This window comes from Mycobacterium sp., from assembly GCF_035314905.1.
Taxonomy (GTDB): domain Bacteria; phylum Actinomycetota; class Actinomycetes; order Mycobacteriales; family Mycobacteriaceae; genus Mycobacterium.
In genome coordinates, this window is sequence record NZ_DATFYW010000091.1 from 1 (window position 1) to 24791 (window position 24791).

The 24791-nt window shown below is 69.0% G+C and carries 20 protein-coding genes and 1 pseudogene; 10 read left to right on the forward strand and 11 right to left on the reverse strand.

What is annotated here, in order from left to right:
• On the reverse strand, positions 1–360 hold a 360-nt coding region (locus tag VKG81_RS06825; protein WP_324395077.1), incomplete at its 3' end, for a carbonic anhydrase.
• A gap of 217 nt (positions 361–577) precedes the next feature.
• Between VKG81_RS06825 and VKG81_RS06830 the strand changes: the two genes are divergently transcribed.
• Genes VKG81_RS06830 through VKG81_RS06845 form a run of 4 tightly spaced genes read left to right on the forward strand, consistent with a single transcriptional unit; the run spans position 578 to position 5949 of the window.
• Entirely contained in the window at positions 578–1555 is a 978-nt protein-coding gene (locus tag VKG81_RS06830) for an ABC transporter permease (RefSeq protein WP_324395078.1), read from the forward strand.
• A complete protein-coding gene (locus VKG81_RS06835; protein ID WP_324395079.1) occupies positions 1552–2436 on the forward strand; it encodes an ABC transporter permease in 885 nt (294 codons plus the stop codon). Before VKG81_RS06830 ends, VKG81_RS06835 begins: the two co-directional genes overlap by 4 nt.
• Positions 2433–4277 carry an ABC transporter ATP-binding protein gene (locus VKG81_RS06840; RefSeq protein WP_324395080.1) on the forward strand — a complete coding sequence of 615 codons (1845 nt, stop codon included), beginning with the start codon at positions 2433–2435 and terminating at the stop codon, positions 4275–4277. The genes VKG81_RS06835 and VKG81_RS06840 overlap by 4 nt, the downstream gene beginning before the upstream one ends.
• Before the next feature lies 1 nt (position 4278).
• On the forward strand, positions 4279–5949 hold the full coding sequence (locus VKG81_RS06845) for an ABC transporter family substrate-binding protein (RefSeq protein WP_414685186.1): 1671 nt from the start codon (positions 4279–4281) through the stop codon (positions 5947–5949).
• On the opposite strand, the gene VKG81_RS06850 is transcribed toward VKG81_RS06845, so the two are convergent.
• Both VKG81_RS06850 and VKG81_RS06855 read right to left on the reverse strand, forming a co-directional pair.
• Positions 5939–7195, reverse strand: a complete 1257-nt coding sequence (locus VKG81_RS06850; protein ID WP_324395082.1) for an alpha/beta fold hydrolase — start codon at positions 7193–7195, stop codon at positions 5939–5941. The genes VKG81_RS06845 and VKG81_RS06850 overlap by 11 nt on opposite strands.
• Positions 7195–8034, reverse strand: a complete 840-nt coding sequence (locus tag VKG81_RS06855) for a transcriptional regulator (RefSeq protein WP_324395083.1) — start codon at positions 8032–8034, stop codon at positions 7195–7197. The genes VKG81_RS06850 and VKG81_RS06855 overlap by 1 nt, the downstream gene beginning before the upstream one ends.
• A gap of 47 nt (positions 8035–8081) precedes the next feature.
• Between VKG81_RS06855 and VKG81_RS06860 the strand changes: the two genes are divergently transcribed.
• A complete protein-coding gene (locus tag VKG81_RS06860; protein ID WP_324395084.1) occupies positions 8082–9269 on the forward strand; it encodes an aromatic ring-hydroxylating oxygenase subunit alpha in 1188 nt (395 codons plus the stop codon).
• Positions 9270–9367: 98 nt separating this feature from the next.
• Positions 9368–10732, forward strand: coding sequence for a wax ester/triacylglycerol synthase domain-containing protein (locus VKG81_RS06865; protein WP_324395085.1), 1365 nt, complete (start codon positions 9368–9370; stop codon positions 10730–10732).
• 5 nt (positions 10733–10737) lie between these two features.
• Here the strand turns inward: VKG81_RS06865 and VKG81_RS06870 are convergent, their stop codons facing one another.
• Both VKG81_RS06870 and VKG81_RS06875 read right to left on the reverse strand, forming a co-directional pair.
• Positions 10738–12276 (reverse strand): GMC family oxidoreductase, encoded by a 1539-nt coding sequence (locus tag VKG81_RS06870; protein ID WP_324395086.1) that lies wholly within the window; start codon positions 12274–12276, stop codon positions 10738–10740.
• A gap of 47 nt (positions 12277–12323) precedes the next feature.
• Positions 12324–13889: an MFS transporter gene (locus tag VKG81_RS06875; RefSeq protein ID WP_324395087.1), complete on the reverse strand. Its 1566-nt coding sequence runs from the start codon at positions 13887–13889 to the stop codon at positions 12324–12326.
• A 70-nt stretch (positions 13890–13959) separates the two neighbouring features.
• On the opposite strand from VKG81_RS06875, the gene VKG81_RS06880 reads away from it, so the two are divergent.
• Positions 13960–14631, forward strand: coding sequence for a helix-turn-helix domain-containing protein (locus VKG81_RS06880; RefSeq protein WP_324395088.1), 672 nt, complete (start codon positions 13960–13962; stop codon positions 14629–14631).
• 24 nt (positions 14632–14655) lie between these two features.
• Here the strand turns inward: VKG81_RS06880 and VKG81_RS06885 are convergent, their stop codons facing one another.
• Together VKG81_RS06885 and VKG81_RS06890 are read right to left on the reverse strand one after the other, a co-directional pair.
• A complete protein-coding gene (locus tag VKG81_RS06885; RefSeq protein ID WP_324395089.1) occupies positions 14656–17277 on the reverse strand; it encodes an AAA family ATPase in 2622 nt (873 codons plus the stop codon).
• Positions 17274–18431, reverse strand: a complete 1158-nt coding sequence (locus tag VKG81_RS06890; RefSeq protein ID WP_324395090.1) for an exonuclease SbcCD subunit D — start codon at positions 18429–18431, stop codon at positions 17274–17276. The genes VKG81_RS06885 and VKG81_RS06890 overlap by 4 nt, the downstream gene beginning before the upstream one ends.
• 131 nt (positions 18432–18562) lie before the next feature.
• On the opposite strand from VKG81_RS06890, the gene VKG81_RS06895 reads away from it, so the two are divergent.
• Positions 18563–19093 (forward strand): histidine phosphatase family protein, encoded by a 531-nt coding sequence (locus VKG81_RS06895; protein WP_324395091.1) that lies wholly within the window; start codon positions 18563–18565, stop codon positions 19091–19093.
• Positions 19094–19118: 25 nt separating this feature from the next.
• On the opposite strand, the gene VKG81_RS06900 is transcribed toward VKG81_RS06895, so the two are convergent.
• Together VKG81_RS06900 and VKG81_RS06905 are read right to left on the reverse strand one after the other, a co-directional pair.
• The gene (locus tag VKG81_RS06900) at positions 19119–19655 is read right to left on the reverse strand and encodes a DUF3558 domain-containing protein (RefSeq protein WP_414685187.1); all 537 of its coding nucleotides are present in this window, start codon (positions 19653–19655) and stop codon (positions 19119–19121) included.
• A 14-nt stretch (positions 19656–19669) separates the two neighbouring features.
• Positions 19670–20197, reverse strand: coding sequence for a DUF3558 domain-containing protein (locus VKG81_RS06905; protein ID WP_414685188.1), 528 nt, complete (start codon positions 20195–20197; stop codon positions 19670–19672).
• A 169-nt stretch (positions 20198–20366) separates the two neighbouring features.
• On the opposite strand from VKG81_RS06905, the gene VKG81_RS06910 reads away from it, so the two are divergent.
• Positions 20367–22106: an ABC transporter ATP-binding protein gene (locus VKG81_RS06910; RefSeq protein WP_324395094.1), complete on the forward strand. Its 1740-nt coding sequence runs from the start codon at positions 20367–20369 to the stop codon at positions 22104–22106.
• On the forward strand, positions 22103–24010 hold the full coding sequence (locus VKG81_RS06915; protein WP_324395095.1) for an ABC transporter ATP-binding protein: 1908 nt from the start codon (positions 22103–22105) through the stop codon (positions 24008–24010). The genes VKG81_RS06910 and VKG81_RS06915 overlap by 4 nt, the downstream gene beginning before the upstream one ends.
• Here VKG81_RS06915 and VKG81_RS06920 read toward each other — a convergent pair.
• Both VKG81_RS06920 and abmR read right to left on the reverse strand, forming a co-directional pair.
• Positions 24007–24561, reverse strand: a complete 555-nt coding sequence (locus VKG81_RS06920; RefSeq protein ID WP_324395096.1) for a hypothetical protein — start codon at positions 24559–24561, stop codon at positions 24007–24009. The genes VKG81_RS06915 and VKG81_RS06920 overlap by 4 nt on opposite strands.
• Before the next feature lie 23 nt (positions 24562–24584).
• A pseudogene (abmR, locus tag VKG81_RS06925) lies at positions 24585–24791 on the reverse strand (transcriptional regulator AbmR); the annotation flags it as partial.

Here is a 24791-nt window from a genome sequence, read left to right on the forward strand (position 1 = left end):
GAAGGCCTCGGCGGCCCACTCGGGCTTGATGCCGGTCTCGTCCTGGATCGACCGCTTGAACTCGTCGTCGGTGAAAGTCAGCATGCCGCAGTCGGTGTGGTGGATCAGGATGATCTCGTTGGTGCCCAGCAGCCGCTGCGAGATTGCCAGCGAACGGATCTCGTCGTCCGTGACGACGCCGCCGGCGTTGCGGATCACGTGCGCCTCACCGTCGCCCAGGCCGAGGATCCGGTACACGTCGAGGCGGGCGTCCATGCATGCCACGACCGCCACGTGTTTGCTGGGCGGCAGTGGCAGCGGACCCTTGAATGTGCTCGCGTAACGCTCGTTGTTGGCCAGGAATTCGTCGGTCGCGGTCAATGGGACCTCCTCGCGGGCAAGTGGGCACACAGCCGGGCGCGGTCGATGCTATCAACGGGTTGGATGAACGCGCCGCCACGATCTTCACAGAAATCACAGAGGCCCCTTGGATCACAGGCGCGGGGCTCCTGCCGGGTGGGCGCGCGGGGCGATTTTGCGTCCGGGCGGGCCACTCGACCTACCCTGTGCCCATGCGGGACGAGCACGGCGGGCGCGGATGACGCGATTTCTGGCGCGTCGGTTGCTCAACTACATCGTGCTGCTGGCCCTCGCATCGTTTTTGACGTTCGGCCTGACCTCGCTCACCTTCCACCCGCTGGACAGCCTGCTGCACCGCAGCCCGCGCCCGCCGCAGGCCGTGATCGACGCCAAAGCCGCCGAGCTCGGCCTGGACAAGCCGATACCGGTTCGCTACGGCAAGTGGGTGTCCGGCGCGATCCGCGGCGACTTCGGCACCACCGTGGCCGGCCAGCCGGTGTCGGCGGAACTGTGGCGGCGGATCGGGGTCAGCCTGCGGCTGCTGGTTCTCGGTTCGGTGCTGGGCACCGTTATCGGGGTCGTCGCCGGAGCGTGGGGGGCGATCCGCCAGTACCGGTTGTCCGACCGCGTGGTCACCGTGCTTTCGCTGCTGGTGCTCTCCATCCCGACGTTCGTGATCGCCAACCTGCTCATCATGGCCGCGCTGCAGGTCAACACGGTCTTCGGCGTGCAGATCTTCGAGTACACCGGCGAGACGTCACCGTGGGTGACGGGTGGCTGGTGGAACCACTTCGTCGACCGGCTGCAACACCTGGTGCTGCCGACGTTCACGTTGGCGCTGGCCTCGATCGCAGGGTTCAGCCGCTACCAGCGCAACGCGATGCTCGACGTGCTCAGCCAGGACTTCATCCGCACGGCGCGGGCCAAGGGGCTCACCCGTCGTCGCGCGCTGTTCAAGCACGGGCTGCGCACCGCGCTGATCCCGATGGCGACGCTGTTCGCATACGGTGTCAGCGGACTGGTCACCGGCGCGGTGTTCACCGAGAAGATCTTCGGCTGGCACGGCATGGGTGAGTGGGTGGTGCAAGGCATTTCGACGCAGGACACCAACATCATCGCCGCGATCACGGTGTTCTCGGGGGCGACGATCCTGCTCGCGGGACTGCTGTCCGACGTGATCTATGCCGCGCTGGATCCCCGGGTGCGCGCGTCATGACGTCCCGCCTTCCCCCCGTGAGATTCGCGTCCCGGCGCAACCTCGTGATGCGCAGATTCCTGCGAAACAGGCCGGGGGTCATCGCGCTGGTCCTGCTCGTGGTGCTGTTCGTCGGCTGCTACGCGCTGCCCCCGTTCTTGCCCTACGGCTACACCGATCTGGATTACAACGCGCTGCTGCAGCCGCCGACGGTCGACCACTGGTTCGGCACGAACTCGCTCGGGCAGGACGTCTTCGCGCAGACGCTGCGCGGGATGCAGAAGTCGATGCTGATCGGTGTCTGTGTGGCGTTCATCTCCACCGCGATCGCGGCCACCGTCGGATCCATCGCCGGGTATTTCGGCGGCTGGCGCGATCAGATGATGATGCGGCTCGTCGACCTGCTGCTCGTGGTGCCCAGCTTCATCCTGATCGCGATCGTCACGCCACGCACCAAGCAGTCCGGAAGCATCTTCTGGCTGATCGTGCTGCTCGCCGGGTTCAGCTGGATGATCAGCTCGCGGATCGTCCGCGGCATGACGATGAGCCTGCGGGATCGCGAATTCGTCCAGGCCGCAAGGTATATGGGCGTGCCGAGCAGGCGGATCATCGTCCGCCACATCGTGCCGAACGTCGCGTCGATCCTCATCATCGACACCGCCCTCAACGTCGGGGTCGCGATCCTGGCCGAAACCGGCCTGAGCTTCCTGGGTTTCGGGGTGCAGCCGCCCGACGTGTCGTTGGGCACCCTGATCGCCGACGGCACCAATTCGGCGACGACGTTTCCGTGGGTGTTCTTGTTCCCGGCCGGGGTGCTGGTGTTGATCGTGTTGTGCGCCAACCTCGTCGGCGACGGCCTGCGTGACGCGTTGGATCCAGGCAGTGGGAGGCTGCGCAGGTGAGCCCGCTGCTCGAAGTGACCGACCTGCGAGTCGGGTTCCCCACCGACGCCGAACCGGTGGCCGCGGTGAGGGGCATGAGCTACCACGTCGACCCCGGCGAGGTGGTCGCGATCGTCGGTGAATCCGGTTCGGGAAAATCGGCGGGCGCGATGGCCGTCATCGGCCTGCTGCCCGAGTACGCGCAGGTGTCCGGGTCGGTTCGGCTGCACGGCGAAGAGCTGCTCGGCCTGGCCGACCGGCAGATGTCGCGCATCCGGGGACGGCTGATCGGCACCGTGTTCCAGGATCCGATGTCGGCGTTGACGCCGGTGTACACGGTCGGCGACCAGATCGCCGAGGCCATCGAGGTCCACCAGCGCGGTGTCACCCGGCGGGCCGCCCGGCAGCGCGCCACCGAGCTGCTCGACCTGGTGGGCATCGCGCAGCCGGAGCGACGGGCCCGCTCCTTTCCGCACCAGCTGTCCGGCGGCGAGCGCCAGCGCGTGGTCATCGCGATCGCGATCGCCAACGACCCGGACCTGCTCATCTGCGACGAGCCCACCACCGCGCTCGACGTGACCGTGCAGGCGCAGATCCTCGACGTGCTCAAGACCGCTCGCGACGTCACCGGCGCCGGCGTGGTGATCATCACCCACGACCTCGGCGTGGTAGCAGAATTCGCCAACCGCGCGATCGTGATGTACGCCGGGCGCCCGGTGGAGGTGGCCGGTGTCGACGAGCTCTACCGCGACCGGCGGATGCCCTACACCGCGGGCCTGCTGGGGTCGGTGCCGCGGCTCGACGCCCCGCAGGGGGCCCGGCTGGTCCCCATCCCCGGCGCGCCGCCGTCGCTGACCGCCCCGCAGCCGGACGCGTGCCCGTTCGCGCCGCGCTGCCCGTTGGCGATCGACGAGTGTCGCGCCGCCGAGCCTGACCTGATCGAGGTGGGGCCCGCCCACCTGGCCGCGTGCATTCGCACCGACGAGGTCGCCGGGCGCAGCGCAGCGGAGATCTACGGCGTATCCACGCAGCCGCCCTCCGCCGACACCTGGGCCGCCGGGGCGCCCGTGGTGCTGCGGGTGAGCGACCTGGTCAAGACCTACCGGCTCACCAAAGGTGTGGTGTTCCGCAGGCAGGTCGGCGAGGTGCGGGCGCTCGACGGCGTCAGCTTCGAGCTGCGACAGGGCCGCACGCTGGGAATCGTCGGCGAGTCCGGATCCGGGAAGTCCACGACGCTGCACCAGATCCTGGAGCTGACCGCACCGCAGTCGGGGTCGATCGAGGTGCTCGGCAACGACGTCGCCGCGCTGGATCCGCGGGCCCGGCGCGCTCTGCGCGGCGACCTGCAGGTGGTCTTCCAGGATCCGGTGGCCTCGCTCGACCCCCGGCTGCCGGTGTTCGAGGTGTTGGCTGAGCCGTTGAGCGCCAACGGGTTCGCCAAAAGCCGGACGAATGAGCGGGTGGCGGAATTGCTCGACATCGTCGGAATGCCACGCAGTGACGCCCGCCGGTACCCCGGCGAATTCTCCGGCGGACAGAAGCAACGCATCGGCATCGCGCGGGCGCTGGCGTTGCAGCCGAAGATCCTCGCCCTCGACGAGCCGGTGTCGGCGCTCGACGTGTCCATCCAGGCCGGCATCATCAACCTGCTACTCGACCTGCAGCAGCGGTTCGGGCTGTCCTACCTGTTCGTCTCCCACGACCTGTCGGTGGTCAAGCACCTCGCGCATCGGGTCGCGGTGATGTACAAGGGCGCGATCGTCGAGCAGGGTGACGGGGACCAGGTGTTCACCCGCCCGGCGCACGAGTACACCCGACGCCTGCTCGCCGCGGTGCCCCAACCCGAGCCGAGCCGTGGTTAGCATCGGTCGGGTGATCCGTCGAATCGCTCTGGTCCTCCTTGTCGTCGCGGCCGCGGTAGCGGGCTGCTCGGCCAACCGCGGGATACCGTCGGCCGGCGGTGCCGCGCAGGTCGGCAGCACCAACGACATCAACCCACAAGACCCGTCGAAGCTGCGGGACGGCGGCAACCTGCGGCTGGCGCTGACCGAGTTCCCGTCGAACTTCAACCCGCTCAACATCGACGGCAACTCCGTCGACGTGGACGCGATCGTGCGGCCCACGCTGCCCCGCGCGTTCAACATCGCCGCGAACGGGTCGCTGACGGTCAACACCGACTACTTCACCAACGTCGAACTGACCGGCACCAACCCGCAGAAGGTCACCTACACCATCAACCCGAAGGCGGTGTGGAGCGACGGCAGCCCGATCACCTGGCAGGACATCGCCTCCCAGGTCCACGCCGACAGCGGCAAGGACAAGGCGTTTGCCACCGCCAGCACCGCCGGCTACGACCGGGTGGACTCGGTGACCAGGGGTGTCGACGACCGGCAGGCGGTGATCACATTCGCCAAGCCGTATGCGGAGTGGAAGGGCATGTTCGCGGGCACCACCTCGTTGCAGCCGCGCAGTATGACCGGCAACCCGGACGTGTTCAACAAAGGACAGCTCAACGGTCCCGGCCCGTCGGCCGGACCGTTCATCGTGACCGGCCTGGACAAGACCGGGCAGCGAGTGGTGTTGAGCCGCAACCCGAAGTGGTGGGGAGAACCGCCCAAGCTGGACTCCATGACCTTCATGGTGCTCGACGACGCCGCGCGGATCCCGGCCTTGCAGAACAACGCGATCGACGCGACCGGAGTCGCGTCGATCGACGAAATGACGATCGCCAAACGCGCGCCCGGCATCGCGATCCGCCGCGCCGCGGCGCCGACCTGGTTCCACTTCACGTTCAACGGCGCACCGGGATCCATCCTGGCCGACAAGGCGCTGCGGGTGGCGATCTGCAAGGGCATCGACCGCCAGATGATCGCGAACGTGACCCAGCGCGGCCTCGCCGACAACCCCACTCCGCTGAACAACCACATCTATGTCGCGGGTCAGGAGGGTTATCAAAACAACAGCGCCGCAGCCGCTTACAACCCCGACGAGGCCCGCAAGGAACTCGACGGCCTCGGCTGGAAGCTCAACGGCAACGTACGGGAAAAAGACGGCAAGCAACTCGTCATCCGCGACGTGTTCTACGAGGCGCAGTCCACGCGGCAGATGGCCCAGATCGCGCAGAACAACCTGGCCCAGGTCGGCGTCAAGCTGGTGCTCGACGCCAAACCAGGCACCGGGTTCTTCACGCAGTACATCAACGTCGGCGATTTCGACATCGCCCAGTTCGGCTGGTCCGGCGATGCGTTCCCGCTGTCGGCCCTCCCGCAGATCTACACGTCCGACGGCGACAGCAACTTCGGCAAGATCGGCAGCCCGCAGATCGACGCGAAGATCGAACAGACGCTGTCGGCGCTCGACCCCGGGACGGCGCGCGCACTGGCCAACGAAGCCGACGTGATGATCTGGGCAGAGGGCTTCTCCCTGCCGCTGTTCCAGGCTCCCGGCAACGTCGCGGTGCGCAGCAACCTGGCCAACTTCGGCGCCGCCGGCATGGCCGACTTGAACTACAGCACAATCGGATTCATGAAGTAGTCACCCGCTGCAGCGCGCGGGGCACCGCGGCGGGCAACGCCGCCTCGACCGCGGCCGCGGTCCTGAGCGCGCCGACGAGCAGCCGGATCCCCGGGCCACCCGGCAGCGTATCGAGCCGCGCGGCCTGCGCCGGCAACTGCTCGACCCGACCGTCGCGGACCGCCTGCGCGATCGCCAGCGCCGCACACTCGCGGGTGTCGAGGGCGCTGTGACCGGCGGTCGGCAGCCGCACCAGCACCGCGCCGGGGATCAGCGACGCGATCCGCTCGGCCACCGATGGCGGCGTGGTCAGATCCCGGGCACCCGACACCACCACGGTGGGCCAGCCGAATCTGGGCATCTCCGACACCAGGTCATAGGGTTCGGCTTCGAAACCCACCGGGTGGGAGGCCAATTCACGAAAGGCGATGGCCGGATCCAGCGGCTTGCCGTCGGGAATGCCGCCGTAATTCAGCTCGCGGAACCCGATCCGGCCCACGAGGTCGGCCTCGTTGCGATACGGCGTCTTGCGCTGGAAGAGTGCCCGGGTGGAGCCCGTCAGCGCCGTCCACAGCCAGCGCCGGCCGCCCAGCAGCAGATCGAGCTGGCGGTTCAGCAGGTCCGCACCGCCGAGTCCGTAGACGACAGCAGCGATCTGGCCGGCGGACGGCGTCAGCACCCCGTCGTCCACGAGCCGGCGCACCTTGGGGGCGAGATCCGCGGTATCCGGTCGCTCGCCGTCCCACAGCACTGCGCGAATCGCGACGCGCACGTCCTCGATGTCGCGATTGGACAGCAGCGGCGAGTCGAGGATCATCGCGTGCACCCGGTCGGGGTGGCGCACGCCGACGCCGGCGGCGATGTAGGTGCCGTAGGAGGTGCCGTACAACGTCGCCCGCTCGACCTGTGCGTCGTCGAGCACCGCGACGACGTCGTCGACCACCTGGTCGATCGTCAGGGCTTCCGGTGGCAGGTCGGCGCCGGCGTCGTCGTGGCGCGACATGCCCACACCGCGGTGCTCGATCATGATCACATCCAGGCCCGCCGTTGCCGCGCGGCGCCGAAGTCCGCGGTACAACGCCACCGATGCGGCGCCGGGGCCGCCGGGAATGACAACCAGCGGGTGCGGGGACTTCCGGCCGGTGCGCACATAGTAGAGGTCGAATTCCTCGTCGCCGCCGGGTGCGACCGGTCGCCGCACGGGCCGCACGCCGGGCAGCGCGGCCAGCTTCTGGTGTGCGCGCCTGCGCCTGGCGTTCATGGTCATCAACGCACATTCTGCCGGTTGTCAGGTTCGAACGTCGCGCGGTTCATTCGTCGCTTGAAGGCCCTGTCGAAGCGGCGGTAGGTGGCGCGGAGCCGGGTGGCGGGCCACCGTTCGGGCTGAAGTGCAGCCGGGAGCAACGGGTCGAGCTGCAGATGACGGACGACGCTGATGGAAAGGGCGAACTGGTACCTCAGCGCCGCGGCCGTGTCGCCGAGTTCGACCGCGGCCGAGCCGAGTTCGTCCTGCATCGCCGTGGTCAGCCGTGCGGCGTCGGTGGCCCACCGATCGAGGGAGAACAGCGACCTGACGGTGCCGGCGTCGATGTCGGAGGCGGCGCCGTGGAAGTGAACGCACTGCACGTCCAGCACGGCGCGCGACGCCGGGAGGCGACCGGGATCGAGGTTGTCGGGCCGGATCCAGACGCCCTCCCTGATCTCGGCAAGGTGCAGCGCCCGCGCCGCTTTCCGCAGCTCGAGCCGGTCAGCCGCCGGGCGTCGCTCGAGGGACACGACCGCGAGCTCCCATGTTCCGTCCCACGGGCGCACGGTGGCGTCGTCGGCGCGGGCCGCATCGTCCACGCGGTGGCGTCGTTCGAGCAGGTGACCGGCAAGGGCGTAAGTGCCGTTGCCGCTCGTGAGCTCGCCGTCGGAAGCCATCCGCCAGAGGCAGGTGCGCGCCGCGCCGGCACTGATGCCGAACAGCGAAGCCGCGGCGACCAGCACGGCGACGGAAAGGTGAGGCTCGTCGGCGCCCAGCAGCGCGGATGCCAGCACCGACCGCGCGGTGAGCGGACGGTCGCCGATCAGGTCGCTGACCCGGGACCGGGACGGGGAGCTCATATCACAAATATATTGACATGTGGCGAGCAACGCGTGATGCTTTGACGATGGGCGCTTCCACCGGGGCCGCGCTCGCCGACGACGCCGAAATCGTTCGCCGCGTGCTTGCGCACATCGACGCGGGGACCACCGACGAAGGCGAGTCGTGGCGCGAACCCGTCGAGAACTACCTGGATCCCCGACGGTTCGCCGACGAGCTCCGGGTGCTGCGTTCCGGGCCCAGCGTCTTCGTCCCGTCCGCGGCGATTCCCAACCCCGGGGACCATGCCGAACGCGTCAGTTTCGGCGTTCCGCTGTTTGCGGTGCGTGACGGGGCGGGCCGGGCCCGGGTGTTCCGCAACGCGTGTCGGCATCGAGGGATGGCACTCGTGGAGGGGCGCGGTTGCTCTCACGCACTGGTGTGCCCCTACCACGGCTGGACGTATCGCCTCGACGGCTCGTTGACGCACGTGCCCCACGCCGACGGCTTCGCCGATCTCGACGTGTCGTCACGCGGGCTCGTGGAGGTGCCCAGTCGCGAGGTCGACGGACTGGTCATCGTCGAATCGCTCGACCCCCAACCGGCCGACCGCGCGGACGAAGCGATCTCGGCGCTGACCCAGGGGACCGCGTGGCGCGACAAGCTGATGCCGGGCACCCGGCTCCGCGATTCGGTCTCCACCGTCGCGGCCATCAACTGGAAGGTTCTCGTCGAGCAGTTCCTCGAGGGCTACCACATCCGCTCGACGCACAAACAGACGTTCTACCCGCTGCAGTACGACGATCTCAACGTCGTCGAGTCGTTCGGGCCAAACAGCCGAATCACGTTCCCGTACCGCAACATCGAACGGCTACGCGACCGACCCGAGTCGACCTGGACGATCGGCCACCGCGTCACCTTCGTCTATCACCTGTTCCCGAACGTCATGCTGGCGACGTTCCCGGACCGGGTCATCATGGTCGTGATCGACCCGATCGATCTCGAACACTCCGGATTCACCACGTACGCCATGAACGGCGACCCGGCGGGCGCCGAGCGAGGCGAGGGTCCCGGGCGCGGCGAGGGTCCCGGGCGCGGACGTGCCCTGATCGACAGGGGCGCCGTCGAGGACAACGCGATGTCGGCCGCGGTGCAGCGCGGCCTGCACGCCGGCGCCAACGCCTTCGTCGAGTTCGGCCGGCACGAGAGCGCGATCGGCCACTTTCACGCCACACTCGACGACCGACTCGCCAAGCCCGCGCGTTCGCACCCCTGAGTGCCGGTTGGCCCGAGGTTGAGGGGACAAGGTCCTCACTCTCGCCGACACCGGTGACGCGGCGGCCCGACCGTCATACGTTGTGAGCGGGAGACATGATGACTGACTTCATGCGCGCGACCGACGCGTTCACCTGGGCAATGGAAAGCGATCCGCGGCTGCGATCGACGGTGGTCACGGTGCTGATGCTGGAGAAGTCGCCGGACTGGAACGAAATCCGCGACAGATTCGATCTGATCAGCCGCACGCTGCCGATGTTTCGTCAGCGCGTGGTCCAATCCCCACCACCGGCTCCGCCCCGGTGGGAGTTCGACCCCGACTTCGACCTGGATTTCCACCTGCAACGGGTCATGGCGCCCCGGCCCGGCACCCTCGACGAGGTCCTCGAGATGGCCCGCGTGGCCGAGATGGAGGACTTCGACCGGGCGCGGCCGTTGTGGAAGACCACGCTGATCGACGGCCTCGAGGACGGCGGCGCCGCGGTGCTGTGCAAGTTCCACCACGCCCTCACCGACGGCATCGGCGGTGTGCAGATCGCGATGATCCTGTTCGACCTCTCCGAGCACCCGCAGGAGCAGGTGGCGCTGCCTGCCGAGCCGGAGGCCCCCCGGGCGCCGTTGCTGAGCGGCTACCGGGACGCGCTGCGCTACAACGCCGGCCTGGTGGGTAAGACGCTGCAGGCCGTGGTCAGGTCGGCTCCGGGTTTGGTGCTCAACGGCATTCGTCGGCCGGTGCAGACGTTCGGTTCCGCAACCGCCACCGCAGCCTCGATCTACCGCACGGTTCGGCCGATCAACCGGCCGGGCTCGCCGCTGATGAAGGACCGCAACCTGATTCGCCGTCTCGGCGTGCACGAGGTTCCGATGCCGCAATTGCGGGATGCGGCGCATCGCGGTGGCGGCGCGCTGAACGACGCGCTCGTGGCCGGGGTGGCCGGTGGGCTGCGTCTCTATCACGAGAAGCACGGCGTGTCTGTCGGCGACCTGCACCTGACGATGCCGATCAGCCTGCGGACCGAGGACGACGTGATGGGTGGAAACCGGATCACGTTGATGCGGTTCGATGTGCCCGTCGGTGTGTCGGATCCGGCGCAACGAATCAACCAGATCCATGAGCGCGCCGCCAAGGCTCGCCACGAACGGTCGCTGCCGTACACCCAGCTGATCGCCGGTGCCCTCAACCTGATGCCGCGCTGGTACATCGGCTCCGTGCTGCGCCACGTCGACTTCCTCGCCAGCGACGTGCCAGGTGTTCCGGTGCCGGTCTTCCTCGGGGGCGCCCCGGTGCGGATCCAGTACGCGTTCGGCCCGACCATCGGGTCGGCGGTCAACGTCACACTGCTCACCTATGTCGACACCTGCGCGCTGGGCATCGATGTGGACACCGGGGCCATCCCCGACTACGAGGTGTTCTACGAGTGCCTGATCGCCGGTTTCGACGAGGTGCTCGCGCTCGCGGCGTGAGGTCGTCAGGAACGGATCAGGTCGGCGGCCTTCTCCCCGATCAGCACGCTGGGTGCGTGCGTGTGCCCGCGGATGATCGCCGGCATCACCGACGCGTCGGCCACCCGCAAGCCCTCGACGCCGCGCACGCGTAGCTGCGGGTCGACCACACTCGATTCGTCGGTGCCCATCCGGCAGGTGCAAACCGGGTGATACAAGGTGTGCGAGCAGCTGTTGAGCGCCTCCTCCAGGGTTTCCTCGCGGGTGTCGCGGGCGCCCAGCGGGCGGGCAACGGTGCCCAGGACCTTCTCGAGCGCCGGCGCCCGGGCGATCGTCGCGGCGATCCGCAGGCCCGCCATCATCGCGGCGCGGTCGCGCCCGCCGGGGTCGGTCAGATACCGGGGGTCGATGACCGGCTTGGCGGTCGGCTCGGCCGAGCGCAGCGTGATCGCACCGCGGCTGTACGGCTTCAGCAGGATCGGGCCGGTCACCACGGCGTGACCGTACGGATCGCCGAGGCCTTCGTCGAAGAACGGCGCAGGAGCGAAAATCAGTTCCAGATCGGGCAGGTCGAGATCGGGGCGACTGCGGACGAACCCGTAGGCCTCGCCGACGTTGGAGGTCAACATGCCGCGCCGGCGCAGCAGGTAGTCGGCGAGCTGGCGCGGCTTCTCGGCCGCGAACAGGCTGTCGTGCCCGACGTCGAAGCCCATCGGCGTCACCAGGTGATCCATCAGGTTCTGGCCCACCTCGGGCGAGTGACGCACCACGCCGATGCCGTGCTCGGCCAGCTGGTCGCGGTCTCCGATGCCCGACAGCATCAGCAGTTGCGGGCTGTTGACCGCACCGGCGCACAGCACGACCTCGCGCCGGGCCCGCACGACCCGGCGGGCACCATCCTTGTCGAACTCGACACCGACTGCGCGCGCGCCGTCGAAGACCACCCGCCGGGCGGTCGCTTCGGTGAGCAGCGTCAGGTTCGGCCTGCGCAATGCGGGCTTGAGGTAGGCATCGGCGCAGCTCCAGCGCGCGCCGCGGCGCTGGGTGACCTGTGTTTCGCAAAAGCCCTCAGGCGCATCGGCATTGGGCTGCTCGAGCCGGTAGCCCGATTGCTGCGCCGCGGTCAGCCACGCGGCGGTGGAACTACGGGGGCTGCGCTGCGGCGAGATCATCAGCGGGCCGGATTCGATGCGGTCGAAGTAGGGCGCCACGGCCGAATACGACCACTGGTCGCCGGCCAGCCGGCCCCATTCGTCGTAGTCGGCGGCGAACCCGCGCACCCACATCATCGCGTTCATCGACGACGATCCGCCGAGCATCTTGCCCCGCGGCCAGTAGATCTGGCGGCCGTTGAGCTCCTTCTGGGGTTCGGTGAGGTAGTCCCAGTCCAGCCGGCTGCGGAACAACTTGGAGAACGCGGCCGGGATGTGGACGAACTTGTCCTTGTCCTCGGGTCCGGCCTCGAGCACCGCGACGCGGACCGCCGGATCCGCGGTGAGCCTGGCGGCCAGCACCGACCCGGCAGAACCGGTTCCGACGACGACGTAATCGGTTTCAGTGTCCACGCGGCGGAGTGTAGGAGCCGCCGCGGGCCTTCGTGGCCGGTTTGCGATCAGGCTTTCACGCACGCCGGTTCGGGTTGCGGCCCGGAGGGAGTCGACACGCGTGAGCGAGCAGGCAGCAGCACGGCGACGACGGCCGCCGCGGCAAAGGCAATGCCGGCACACACGAGAGATCCCGCCTGAAGGCCGTCGAGGAACGCGTGGTCGACGGCGCCACGGACGTCGGCGGCGCGCCCCGCCGGTAGTTGTCCGACGACCCGGTACGCGGCCGCCATCGAGCGTTGCATGGCCGAGCGGACGTCGGCCGGAATCGCCCCCAGTGCCGACCCGGAACCGAGCCGTGCGGAGTAGACGGATGCGAAGACGCTACCGACGATCGCCACCCCCAGTGTGCCGCCCAGTTCGCGGGTGGTGTCGTTGACGGCCGAGCCCACACCGGCCTTGTCCGGGCTCAGCGAGCCCATGATCGCCTCGGTGGCCGGCGCCGTCGTCAGACCGAGGCCGCCACCCAAGAGCACCATCTGCGTGGCTATCACGACATAGGGCGTGCTCGTGTCGGCGGTGGAGGCCCATGCCAGCCCGGCCCCGAACAACGCGAGGCCGCCGGCGACGACAGCGGTGGTGCCGACCCGCTCGACGATCCGGGGGCCGAGCACGCTGGCGACGGCGATCGAGAACGCCACCGGCAGCAGTCGCACACCGGTTTCGAATGCGCTGTAGGCCCTGATGAACTGGAAGTACTGGGTGATGACGAAGATGAAGCCGAACAGGGTCAGAAAGCCCGCGGTGACCGCCAGGCTGCCGCCGGAGAACCGGCGGTTGGCGAAGACCGAGACGTCGAGCATCGGGTGCGCGCTGTGCCGCTCCGCCAGTGCGAACGCAAAGAGGACGACGGCGGCCGCCGAAAATCCCGCTGCGGTCCGTGCGCTGGTCCAACCCCAGTCGGGCGCTTCGATGATGGTGTAGACGAGGGCGGTGACCCCGATTGACGACAGCACCAATCCGCCGACGTCGACCGGCGGGGTCGCCGGGTCTCGCGACGTCGGAACGAAGAGCAATCCGCCGACGATTGCCGCCGCCGCGATCGGCACGTTGACCAGGAAAATCGAGCCCCACCAGAAGTGTTCGAGCAACCAGCCCCCGGTGATCGGCCCGGTGGCCACGCCGACTCCCACCATGGCGGCCCACAGGCCGATCGCCTTGGCACGCCCAACCGGATCGGTGAAGATGTTCACGATGAGGGCCAGGGTGGTCGGAAAGATCACCGCGGCCCCGACGCCCATGGCGGCGCGCGCGGCAATGAGGGCACCAGCGGAATCCGTCCAGGCCGCCACCGCCGAGGTGATCGCGAACAGTGCCAGTCCGGCACTGAGCCAGGCGCGTCTGCCGTAGCGGTCGCTCAAGCTGCCCGCCGACAACAGCAGACCGGCCATGACAAGGGTGTATGCGTCGACGATCCATTGAAGATGGGCGGTGTCCGCGTCGAGTTCCCGCGAGATCGTCGGCAAGGCGACGTTGACGATGGTGGCGTCGACGCTGATCACGAAGACGCTCAGGCAGATAACGGTAAGCGCCGCGATCGGACGATCGCGGAAGACGGGCTGGCGGTCGGTCATGTTCAAGAATATAAACTTAGTAGACGTATTTCTCAAGTACTTGGTTGATACTGACGTTCACGCTGGTAGAATGGTTGACGTGCCGGCCCGCAGGAACTACAAGCAGAACTGCCCCATCGCGCGAGGGCTCGACGTCCTCGGCGAGCGGTGGACGCTGCTGATCCTGCGCGAGCTGCTCGGCGGTCCGCGCCGCTACGGCGATCTGCGGTCCGACCTGCCGGGCATCGCCACGAACCTGTTGGCCGACCGGCTTCGCGAACTCGAAGAAGCCGGCCTGGTCGAGCGCACCGAGCTGCCGCCGCCGATCGCCCGCACGGTGTACACCCTCAGCGACGCGGGCTGGCGCAAGGTACCGCCCGTCATCCGGGCCGTCGCGACGTTCGGCCTGGAACTGCTCGAACCGGCGGGGAGTGCACCGACACCGCTGAACGGCTTCCTCGCCGGGATTCTGCTGGGCTTCGGCGGTGGCGGCGAGCGGTGCGGGTCGTATCGGGTCGACGTCGACGGGCGCCGATTCGAATTCGGCGTGCACGGGGGGAATTTGACGGCTGCCCGAGGCTCGCCGACGGTGACGGTGACGGCCAACGCGGCCGACCTGATCACCGCACGGCTGGGAGCGACCGCCGCGGAGCGAAAGGCAGCGCTGAAGCGGGTGAGGTTCGACGGCGACCGCGACGACATCGATGCGATGCGCGCCGCTTTCCGGTTGTCGGCGGATCCGGGTCTGCCGGCCGGAGGCTAATCCGTCAATTCGACCGGCCGGGGGCTAATCCGTCAATTCGATTCGATCGGCGGCGTCGATGCTGTCGTAGCGCGCGGGGCTGCAGGTCAGCACGATGACCTGCCCGTCGCCGCCCACCGCGTCGAACACCGCACCCATCTTGGCGAGCCGGTCGGCGTCGGTGAACCCGAGCGCATCGTCGATGATCACCGGCACGGAGTCTTCCTTGGCGACCAGCGCAGCGCCGGCGAGCCGGGCCACGATCGCCAGTTGCTCCTTCGCCCCTCCCGAGAGCGACTCGTAGGGCACCGTGCGCCCGGCCAGCGTGCGGCTGCAGATCCGCAGGTCGGTGTCCACCTGCACCTCGAAACTCTCGCCGAAGACCAGCCGGCCGAGTCGCTCGACCTCCGCGCGGAACGGCTCGACGTATCGCAGCCGGCTGTTGTCGCGGTGGCGTGCCATCACCGATCGCAGGGTCTGGGCGGCACGGGCGCGGCGACGGATGCAGCTGTACTCGCTTTCGGCCTGCTCGCGTTCCGCCTCGGCGGCGTCGAGACGGCCCTTGCGGCCTTCGGTGCCGTAGACGCGAAGTCGCGTCGTCACATCGCGCAGCTCGTCGTCGATCCGGCGAAGGCGCCGGCTCAGCTCCTCGGAGTCGCGCCTGGCGTCGTCCAACTCGGCGGCGACGCGGTCCGGCGCGGCCTGCTCGAGCTCGGTGCCAAGCTGGGCGACACCCTCAGCCGCCGCACGCGCCGCTTGCGCGTCCGCCTCGGCACGCGCGGCGATCTCGTCGTCCGTGCGGGTCGCACGTTCGCGTGCCAGCCGGTCGGCCGCGGCATCGAGCTCCACCCGGGCAGCGCCGAGCTGCTCCCGCAAAACCGTCGCGCCCGTCGACTTCTCGGCGAGCTTGGCGCCGGCGGCAGCCGCGACCTTGCGGCGCGTCTCGCACTCCGCGGCGGCGCGCCGGTGCGCGGCGACGGCCGCGGCCAGTTCGGCCCGCGCCGATTCGGTGTCCATCCGCGGGTTCGGCTCGCGATCGCGTGCGCGCTCACGCAGCAGCGCGAGCCGCGACCGCGATGCGTCCACGGGCTCGTCGCCGCAGAGTCCGGCCAATGTCGCGGTCAGCCGGTCGCGGGCGTTGCTCAGCTCCCGCCGCCGCCGATCGAGCTCGCGGGCGTCGTCCAGGCCGGTCACCTGTGCGGCGGCCAGCGCAGCCGACAGCACCTCCTGTGCCGCGGCGAGCTTGGCCTGGTTGTCGGACGCGGGCGTGCCGGGGATGATCCTGGCCGCAAGCACGCCCGGAAGCTCGACATCGGTAGCGGCCGTGGCGCGCCAGGTGAACGACTCCCCCGCTGCCAGCGGCACGGTCCGCCCGTCGACGCGCAGCTCGGCGTCGGCAGCCGCGGTGAGCTCGATGCGCGCCGATGTGAGCTCGACCTGACCCGCGGCGCGGTCGACCGCGGCGGCGGCGTTCTCGATGTCGGAGATCGCCGAGTCGGTCAGCACGATCCCGCGCAGTGCCGTTTCGACGCGGTCCAGGTCGCGCTGCGCGGCGTCGATCCTGGCCAGCCGCGACGCGAGCCGCTGCGCCTCGTCGCGGTCGGAGAGCTGGTCGACGGCCAACCGCGCGGTGTCGACGCGGGCCTGGGCGCCGTGCAGCTCGGCCTGCGACCGCTCGACGAGGGCCGCCGCGGCATCGTCGACCTCGCGCGCCGCGGCCTCCGCTTCGGCGGCGCCGTGCGCGGCGGCGCCGAGCTGGGCGACCGCCTCCGCCCTGGCCCCGACGTCCGCGCGCAGCCGGCACCGCTCGTCGCGCGCCGCGACGGCGGCGGCAAGGGCCGCCCGGGCGGCGGCCGCGACCAGCTCGGCCTGCCGGCGCTGTGCGGCCAGCGCCACGACCTCGTCGGACGCCGCCTGTGCCGCGGTGAGCCGCTGGTCGGCGACGCGGCGCGACGGCCGTACCTCGCCCAGACGCTCGGTCAGCTCGGCATGCGCGCGGACGCCGTCGTCGACCTGCGCCACGGCGGCCGCGCAGCGGGCCACCTCGTCGTCGGCAGCCGACAGCCGCGCGGCAGCCGCCGCCCATTCACCGGTGGTCCGGCCGGTGGCGGTGAAATACCGCAGGTATTCGGCGTCGATGCGCTCGATCAGCAGCGGTTCGGCACCCGAGGGTGCGGCGGCCTGCCCGGCGGCGACGTCCAGCGCACGCGACAGCGCATCGCACCCGGACAGCTCAACCGCTTCGGTGGAGTTCGCCTGCAGCACCCGCTGCGCTCGCCACAGCTCCGTGTCGACGGTATCGGCGAGCATTGCGCAGACCCGTTCGTGGGCCTCGTCGCCGGTGAGTTGTTCGCGGGCAGGTGCGAGCACGCTGAGCTCCGTCTCGCATCTCTTGTGGAACCGCTTGCGGTACACGAACCGGTACGGCCCCGTGCTGATCTCGGCGGTCACCTCCGCGCCGACGTCGGCGTGCGTCGGCTTGACCTGCTTGACCTCCCTTTTCGTCGAGCGGTCCTTGGCTTCGAGCAACAGGTCCAGCGCCTCGATCATCGACGATTTGCCGATCTCGTTGGCGCCGCTGACCACGACCACGCCGCGGTCCGGGAAGACGATCTCGCGGTGGGTGACGCCGCGATAGTTGGTGAGTACCAGGCGGTGCAGTTTCACGCGGCGCTCCCGGGACGTGTTGCCAGTCGCAGCAGCAGCGCCAGCGCCGCCTGCGCGTCGTCGGCCCGCTCGCCGTCCGCCTCGCGGGCCGCGGCCACCAGCTCCCGCACCGCGGCGGCCGCGAAACCGCCGATGCCCAGGTCGTCGAACTCGCCGTCGGCCGGGATCACCGCGAGATCGGTGTGGCGGTCCCACGGCTGCAGCGACGCGAACAGCCGTGCGTACTTGTCCAGGCAGGCGTCCAGCGCCGCGCGGTCGGTCACCGTCAGCGAGCCGGTCAGGCCGTGTCGCACCACCGTGCGGTCCTTGTCGGGCAGCAGGTCGAGGTTGATGTCGAGATCGGCCACGTCGCGGCTGCTGTCCACCGAGCGCCGCAACGTCACAAACCGCCACCGACCGACGCGGTGCGCGTCGACGCGCACCGGGCGCGCGTCGTCGTCCTCGTCGATGTCGACAGCCAGGACATGGCCGGGGTCGGGCTCGATGTCCTCGAAGTTGGTGACCTCCGGAGAACCGGAGTAACAGACCCGGCCGGTGGTTCCGACCGACATCCGAGAATGCTTGTCCCCCAACGCCACATAGTGCACCGCGCCGCGCGACAGCGCGTCCTGAAGCGCGGAGAGCCGGATCAGCCACGGCTTGTCGCGGTCGGGTTCGAGGATGTCGACGCCGCCATGCGCGACCAGGATTCGCGTCACCCCGTCGGCCGGCAGCCCGGCCAGCACCTCGGCGGCCAAGTCGGTGGTCGGGCGCTTGGACCGCCACGGCGCGGCCACGATCTGCAGGCCCGCCCGGACGTCGTGCACGCCGGCGCGGTCCAGCACGACCACGTTCTCGGGACATTCGGCCACAAACAGCGGGCTGGTGTAGACCGACGACGCGTCGAGCGGGTCGTGATTGCCGGGCAGCAGGTAGACCGGAACGCCGATGCCGCGCACCACCTCAAGCGACTGGCTGATGACACGCGGGTCGAGTTGGTTGTGCTCGAACACGTCACCCGCGACCACCACGAACTCAGCGCCGGTTCCGGCCGCGACCGCGCCGATCGCCGCCACCGCGTCCCGGCGAGCCGCCGAATAGCGCGGCTGCGCATCGCCGTTGAGAAAACGGCGCGTCATGCCGAGCTGCCAGTCAGCGCTGTGCAGGAATCGCATCCCGGCTCCCTCCGTCGACATGTCTGTTCTCGAGATGTCTGTTCTCGAGATGTCCTCTCGAGGCAACGCGAGTGTAGGACCGGGCGCCGACAACTCTCGGGAGGCGAATCGGCATGCCTTAGCGTGAAGAGATGAGCGGTCGCGCACCAAGCAGCACCGAACGGACGCGCAGGACCCTGCTGCTCATGCGGCACGCCAAGTCGGCCTACCCCGCGGGGGTCACCGACCACGGTCGCCCGCTGGCGCCGCGTGGCATCCGGGAGGCCCGGTTGGCCGGCGACTGGTTGCGCTCGCACGCGCCGCGCATCGATGCGGTGCTGTGCTCCACGGCGACCCGCGCCCGGGAGACGCTGTCGCACACCGGGCTGGACGCGCCCGTCACGTTCTGCGAACGCCTCTACGACGCGGTGCCCGGCACGGTGATCGACGCGATCAACCATGTCGACGACGACGTCAGCACGCTGCTGGTGATCGGCCACGAACCCGCGATCGGTCAGGTGTCACTCGGCCTTGCCAGCGCCGAAGCCAGCAATAAAACAGCGTCTCACCAGATCTCGACGAAGTTCCCGACATCGGCCATCGCGGTGCTGCGCACCGGCGAGGCGTGGCAGCGGCTCGAGCCGGGCAGCGCCGCGCTGGTGGGCTTCCACGTGCCCCGCTGACCCGATCCCGCGAGTCGCGCCGGGGCTACGAGTTGGTCGCGAGCGTCAGCTCCATCAGCTTGATCGCCATCCCGCATGCATCGATGCCGGGCGCCTGCGGGTTCACCCACCAGCCGACCACCCCGCCGGCGTCGCTGGCCACGCCGCACGCCCCGTTGGGGTCGTTGGGCCGCATCACGATCGACTGCACGCCCGCGACCGAGCGGCTCTCGATCTGGTACTTCAGCCCCTCGGCGACCTTGCGCTCGTTGTCGAGGCTGCCCTGTTCGAACCAGAACCGGGTGATGTCGACCAGGCCCGCCGGGTTGGCCGCCTGCCAGCGGCAGACCGCGCCGACGAAGGTGCTCTGGATGTCCAGCGGGTCCGCGCCCACCGTCTTGGCCAGGATGTCGGAGGTCAGCACGTCACATTCCTTCAGCAGGTTCGGGTACTGCTGTTCGGAGTTGTTGTGCGGCGACTCGGCGCCGACCTTGACCGCGGTGCCGCTCACCGCCCGCGAGCAGCCGCCCACCACCGCGACGACCGTCAGCGCGGCGGCCAGCACCGCCGCAACCCTGGTAATCATTCGGTTGGTGATCATTTGGCCGCCGCTATCGACTGACGGGCGAGCTCCTTGGCGACGTCGCACGGATCGGGGAACGGCTGCTGGCTGAAACTGATCGACCATTCGATGAAGTCGTCCTGGAATTGGATGCCTACTTCGCACAGGCTGTTGCCCAGCGTCGGGTCGGTGCCGACGGCGATGAAGCCGTTGTGGCCGTCGATGTTGAGGTCGTCGACGTTGGCGCGGGAGAGTTCCTCGGTTTTGCGTTCGCGCCCGATCGGGCTGCCGCGGTACCAGGTGAACGAGAAGTGCGGGCCGAGGATGCCCCCGCCGGCCAGCCACTGGCAGCCGACCGAGTTGCGCGCCGTGTTCACCAGCCCGTTGACGCGGGTCAGCTGTGTGACGGTCTGATCGCTGATCCCGCCGCATTCGGGGAAAAACGGACCGTGGGTGGCGTTCTGCGTGGAAGGTGCCGCCGACGAGGACTGGTTGCCGTGCCCCGACGATCCGCTGGAACAGCCAGCGACGATCAGGATCGTCAGCGCGGCCCCGAGGACCATCGCGGGCTGCCTGCGTCTCACCGGATCCGTCTCCCGCCGCTCGTCACGTCATGCAGGATAGCGGCAGCCCGGCGGTTACCACGGGGACGGGAGTTGACCAGCGCTTTTAGGCTCCGCTCGGAGCAAGTCCGGGCACACAGCCGTCAGGAAGGTGTGCGACAGTACGGAGATGCTGCTGAGACTGCTGCGACAGTACGTGCGGCCGTACCGCCGGCTGATCGCCGTTGTCATGCTCCTGCAGCTGATCAGCACCCTGGCGTCGCTCTACCTGCCGACCGTCAACGCGGCGATCATCGACGACGGGGTGGCCAAGGGGGACACCCGTACGATCATGGCGCTCGGCACGGTGATGCTCGCGGTCAGCGGGCTACAGGTGCTGTGCGCCGTCGGAGCGGTTTACTTCGGGTCTCGAACCGGCATGGGCTTCGGCCGCGACCTGCGGTCGGCGATCTTTCACCACATCACCGGCTTCTCGGCTCCGGAGACCGCGCGGTTCGGCGCGCCGACACTTCTGACCCGCACCACCAACGACGTCCAGCAGATCCAGGTCCTGGTCCAGATGACCTGCACGATGCTGATCACCGCGCCGATCATGAGCATCGGCGGCATCTTCATGGCGATACACCAGGACGCCGGGCTGTCGTGGCTGCTGCTGGTCAGTGTCCCGGTGCTCGCGCTGGCCAACTACTGGATCGTGTCGCACCTGCTGCCGATCTTCCGCCGCATGCAGAAGCTGATCGACGGCATCAACCGGGTGATGCGCGAACAGCTGTCGGGCATACGGGTGATCCGGGCGTTCGCGAGGGAACCCGTCGAGCGGATGCGCTTCGCCGATGCCAACCGCGCGCTGTCGGGAACCGCGCTCGAGGCGGGGCGCTGGCAGGCGCTGATGCTGCCGGTCACCACCCTGGTGATCAACCTGTCCAGCGTCGCGCTCATCTGGTTCGGCGGGCTGCGTATCGACGCGGGACACATGCAGGTGGGGTCGCTGATCGCGTTTCTGTCCTACTTCATGCAGATCCTGATGGCGGTGCTGATGGCGACGTTCATCTTGATCATGCTGCCGCGGGCGTCGGTGTGCGCAGAGCGGATCACCGAGGTGCTGTCGACCGACGCGGCGATCACCAGTCCGAAACGCGCCGTGCGCCCGGAGGCCGTCGACGGGGTGGTCCGCCTCGAGGGCGCGACGTTCCGCTATCCGGGCGCGGATCGTCCGGTCCTGCAGGGGGTTTCGGCGACCGCACGGCCCGGCACCACCACCGCGATAGTCGGCTCCACCGGCTCGGGGAAGTCCACGCTGGTGTCGTTGATCTGCCGGCTGTACGACGTGACCGACGGCTTCGTGACCGTCGACGGGGTCGACGTCCGCGACTATGACCTCGAGCAGCTGTGGTCGGCAATCGGGCTGGTTCCACAGCGCGGGTATCTGTTCTCGGGCACCGTTGCCGAGAACCTGCGCTACGGCAACGCCGACGCGACCGACGCCGAGATGTGGGAGGCGCTGCGCATCGCGTCGGCCGACGGGTTCGTCGGCGCACATCCCGACGGGCTGGAGATGGCGGTGTCGCAGGGCGGCATCAATTTCTCGGGCGGACAGCGCCAGCGGCTGGCGATCGCACGCGCCGTGATCCGCCGGCCCAAGGTGTACCTGTTCGACGACGCGTTCTCGGCACTGGACATGCACACCGACGCCCGGGTGCGCGCGGCGCTGCGCGAGGTGTCCGCGGACGCGACGGTTCTGGTTGTCTCCCAACGCATCTCGACGATAGCCGAAGCCGATCAGGTGATCGTCATGGATGACGGACGCGTGGTGGGTGCCGGAACGCACGAATCGCTGCTCGCCGACTGCCCGACCTATGCAGAGTTCGTCGACTCGCAGGCGGTGGTCGCCGCCGGGAGCTCGCGATGACGGCGGGGCTGCGGCCGATCCGCGGCGTGGTGCAGGCCCCTGCGGACAGGTCACGGGACTTCCGCGGCACGGCTATCCGGCTGATCAAACGGCTCACTCCCCAGCGCAGGCTGACCGCCGCGGTGATCAGCCTGGGTATCTCCGGTGTCGGACTCAACGTGATAGGACCCCGGATTCTCGGGCATGCAACCGATCTGCTGTTCAACGGCGTGATCGGGCGGCACCTGCCCGCAGGGATCACCAAGGAGCAGGCGATCGCCGCTGCCCGGGCCCGGGGCGACAACACGTTCGCCGACCTGCTGTCCGGCATGAACGTCAGGCCGGGCGTCGGCGTGGACTTCGCCGCCGTGGGCCGGACGCTGCTCCTCGCGCTCGCCCTGTACCTGCTCGGCGCCCTGATGGTCTGGGCACAGTTCAGGCTGCTGAACATCACGGTGCAGCGAACGATGATGGGTCTGCGATCCGACGTCGAGGACAAGGTGCATCGAATGCCCTTGTCGTACTTCGATTCCCGGCAGCGCGGTGAACTGCTCAGCCGGGTGACCAACGACATCGACAACGTGCAGACTTCCCTGTCGGTCACGATCAGCCAGTTGCTCACCTCGGTGCTCACCGTGCTGGCGGTGCTGGTAATGATGCTGACCATGTCGCCGCTGCTCGCGGTGATCACGTTGTTGACGGTGCCGCTCTCGCTGCTGGTGACCCGCACGGTCGCGCGCCGCTCACAGCGCCTGTTCGTCGCCCAGTGGGCCAACACCGGTCGGCTCAACGCCCACATCGAGGAGACCTACAGCGGCTTCACCCTGGTCAAGACATTCGGGCATCGCGCGCGGGCCGAGGAGCAGTTCCGCGACCTCAACGCCGACGTCTACCAAGCGAGCTTCGGCGCCCAGTTCCTATCCGGGCTGGTCTCGCCGGCGACGATGTTCATCGGCAACCTCAGCTATGTGGCCGTCGCCGTGGTCGGCGGTCTTCAGGTGGCCACCGGCCAAATCACGCTCGGCGGTATCCAGGCGTTCACCCAGTACGTCCGCCAGTTCAACCAGCCGCTCACCCAGGTGTCGGCGATGTACAACACACTTCAATCCGGGATGGCGAGCGCTGAAAGGGTTTTCGACCTGCTCGACGCACCGGAGCAGACACCCGATGCGCCCGTTGTGCTGCCGTCGCCCAACGGTCAGCGGCGGAGCGGGCGGGTAGAGTTCCAGCACGTCAACTTCAGCTACCGGCCCGACATGCCGGTGATCGAGGACTTGTCGCTGGTGGCCGAGCCGGGCAGCACCGTCGCGATCGTGGGACCGACCGGCGCGGGCAAGACGACGCTGGTGAACCTGTTGATGCGCTTCTACGAGGTCGACTCCGGGCGAATTCTGCTCGACGGGGTGGACATCTCGACGGTCAGCAGACACGCGCTGCGGTCGCGCATCGGAATGGTGTTGCAGGACACGTGGTTGTTCGGCGGAACGATCGCGGAGAACATCGGGTACGGCAGGCCCGGGGCCAACCGCGACGAGATCGTCGAGGCCGCCAAGAGCGCCTACGTCGACCGGTTCGTGCATACCCTCCCCGCCGGCTACGACACGTGGGTCAGCGACGACGGCGGCAACATCAGCGCCGGGGAGAAGCAGCTGATCACGATCGCGCGCGCATTCCTGGCACGCCCGCACCTGCTGATCCTCGACGAGGCCACCAGCTCGGTGGACACCCGCACCGAGGTGCTGATCCAGCACGCGATGCACGAGTTGCGCCGAGACCGGACGAGCTTCATCATCGCCCACCGGCTTTCGACGATCCGCGATGCCGATGTGATCCTGGTGATGGAGGCCGGGCGGATCGTCGAGCACGGCAGCCACGCGGAGCTGATGGCAAGGCGCGGCGCGTATTACGAGATGACGCGGGTCTAAGTACCCATGATCCGGTCGTAGAGGGCGCGCACCCACTTCACGTCGCCCACCGCGGTGTGACGCTCGTAGATGCCCGGATCGACGCCCAGCGCCCGGCTGAGCTCCTCACCGTCGAGGGGGATGCGCACACGTCGACCGCCGCGGGTCAGCGAACCGGCGGCAAGTGCCTCGACGTCGATCACGGCGTACAGGCGCGGCGCCAGAATCCCGTAGCGACGTAGCAGCATCGTCAGGTGCAGCGAGTCGAACGTCGGCACCGCACCGACCATCACCGCATCGCCGCTGAGGAACTCCGCAATCGCTATCGCCGCCCGCTTCCGCGGCCAGCGCTCTTCCGGCGATCCCCTCCGCGCCAGGTACTGGGACCGAAAGGGCTCGGGAAGTCCTGTGGCAGCCCGGATTTCGTCGTGCTCGATTAGCACGTGCAGCCATGTCGAAGCGCCGTCGCGGTATCGCCGCAGTCCGGCGAATTCCCAGATCTCGTCATCCGGACGCAGACCGGTGCACTCGGTGTCGACGAATACCAGGTCGGGTTCGCGTTCGGGGGCCACCCGACAGGCATAGCAGAGCGACGCTACAGTTGCGGACCCTCGGTGCGCAGGTCCTCGACCTCGGACATCGCGCTGCGCAGCTTGGCGAGCCATTCCTCGGTGTGTTCGCCGACCAACTTCACCGACCACGCCAGCGCGTCGGACCGCGACCGGGCGACGCCGGCGTCGACCAGCGTGTCGAGCACCTGCCGTTCCGGTTGCCGCAGGCGGGTCATCACCGGCACCGCGAC

Bases quoted from the DNA above. Each gene is read 5' to 3' on its own strand.
- VKG81_RS06860 (WP_324395084.1), top strand. From the start codon at position 8,082: ATGGGCGCTTCCACCGGGGCCGCGCTCGCCGACGACGCCGAAATCGTT.
- VKG81_RS06835 (WP_324395079.1), top strand. From the start codon at position 1,552: ATGACGTCCCGCCTTCCCCCCGTGAGATTCGCGTCCCGGCGCAACCTC.
- VKG81_RS06880 (WP_324395088.1), top strand. From the start codon at position 13,960: ATGGTTGACGTGCCGGCCCGCAGGAACTACAAGCAGAACTGCCCCATC.
- VKG81_RS06905 (WP_414685188.1), bottom strand. From the start codon at position 20,197: ATGGTCCTCGGGGCCGCGCTGACGATCCTGATCGTCGCTGGCTGTTCC.
- VKG81_RS06855 (WP_324395083.1), bottom strand. From the start codon at position 8,034: ATGAGCTCCCCGTCCCGGTCCCGGGTCAGCGACCTGATCGGCGACCGT.
- VKG81_RS06890 (WP_324395090.1), bottom strand. From the start codon at position 18,431: ATGCGATTCCTGCACAGCGCTGACTGGCAGCTCGGCATGACGCGCCGT.
- VKG81_RS06865 (WP_324395085.1), top strand. From the start codon at position 9,368: ATGACTGACTTCATGCGCGCGACCGACGCGTTCACCTGGGCAATGGAA.
- VKG81_RS06830 (WP_324395078.1), top strand. From the start codon at position 578: ATGACGCGATTTCTGGCGCGTCGGTTGCTCAACTACATCGTGCTGCTG.
- VKG81_RS06915 (WP_324395095.1), top strand. From the start codon at position 22,103: ATGACGGCGGGGCTGCGGCCGATCCGCGGCGTGGTGCAGGCCCCTGCG.
- VKG81_RS06895 (WP_324395091.1), top strand. From the start codon at position 18,563: ATGAGCGGTCGCGCACCAAGCAGCACCGAACGGACGCGCAGGACCCTG.
- VKG81_RS06910 (WP_324395094.1), top strand. From the start codon at position 20,367: ATGCTGCTGAGACTGCTGCGACAGTACGTGCGGCCGTACCGCCGGCTG.
- VKG81_RS06850 (WP_324395082.1), bottom strand. From the start codon at position 7,195: ATGACCATGAACGCCAGGCGCAGGCGCGCACACCAGAAGCTGGCCGCG.
- VKG81_RS06875 (WP_324395087.1), bottom strand. From the start codon at position 13,889: ATGACCGACCGCCAGCCCGTCTTCCGCGATCGTCCGATCGCGGCGCTT.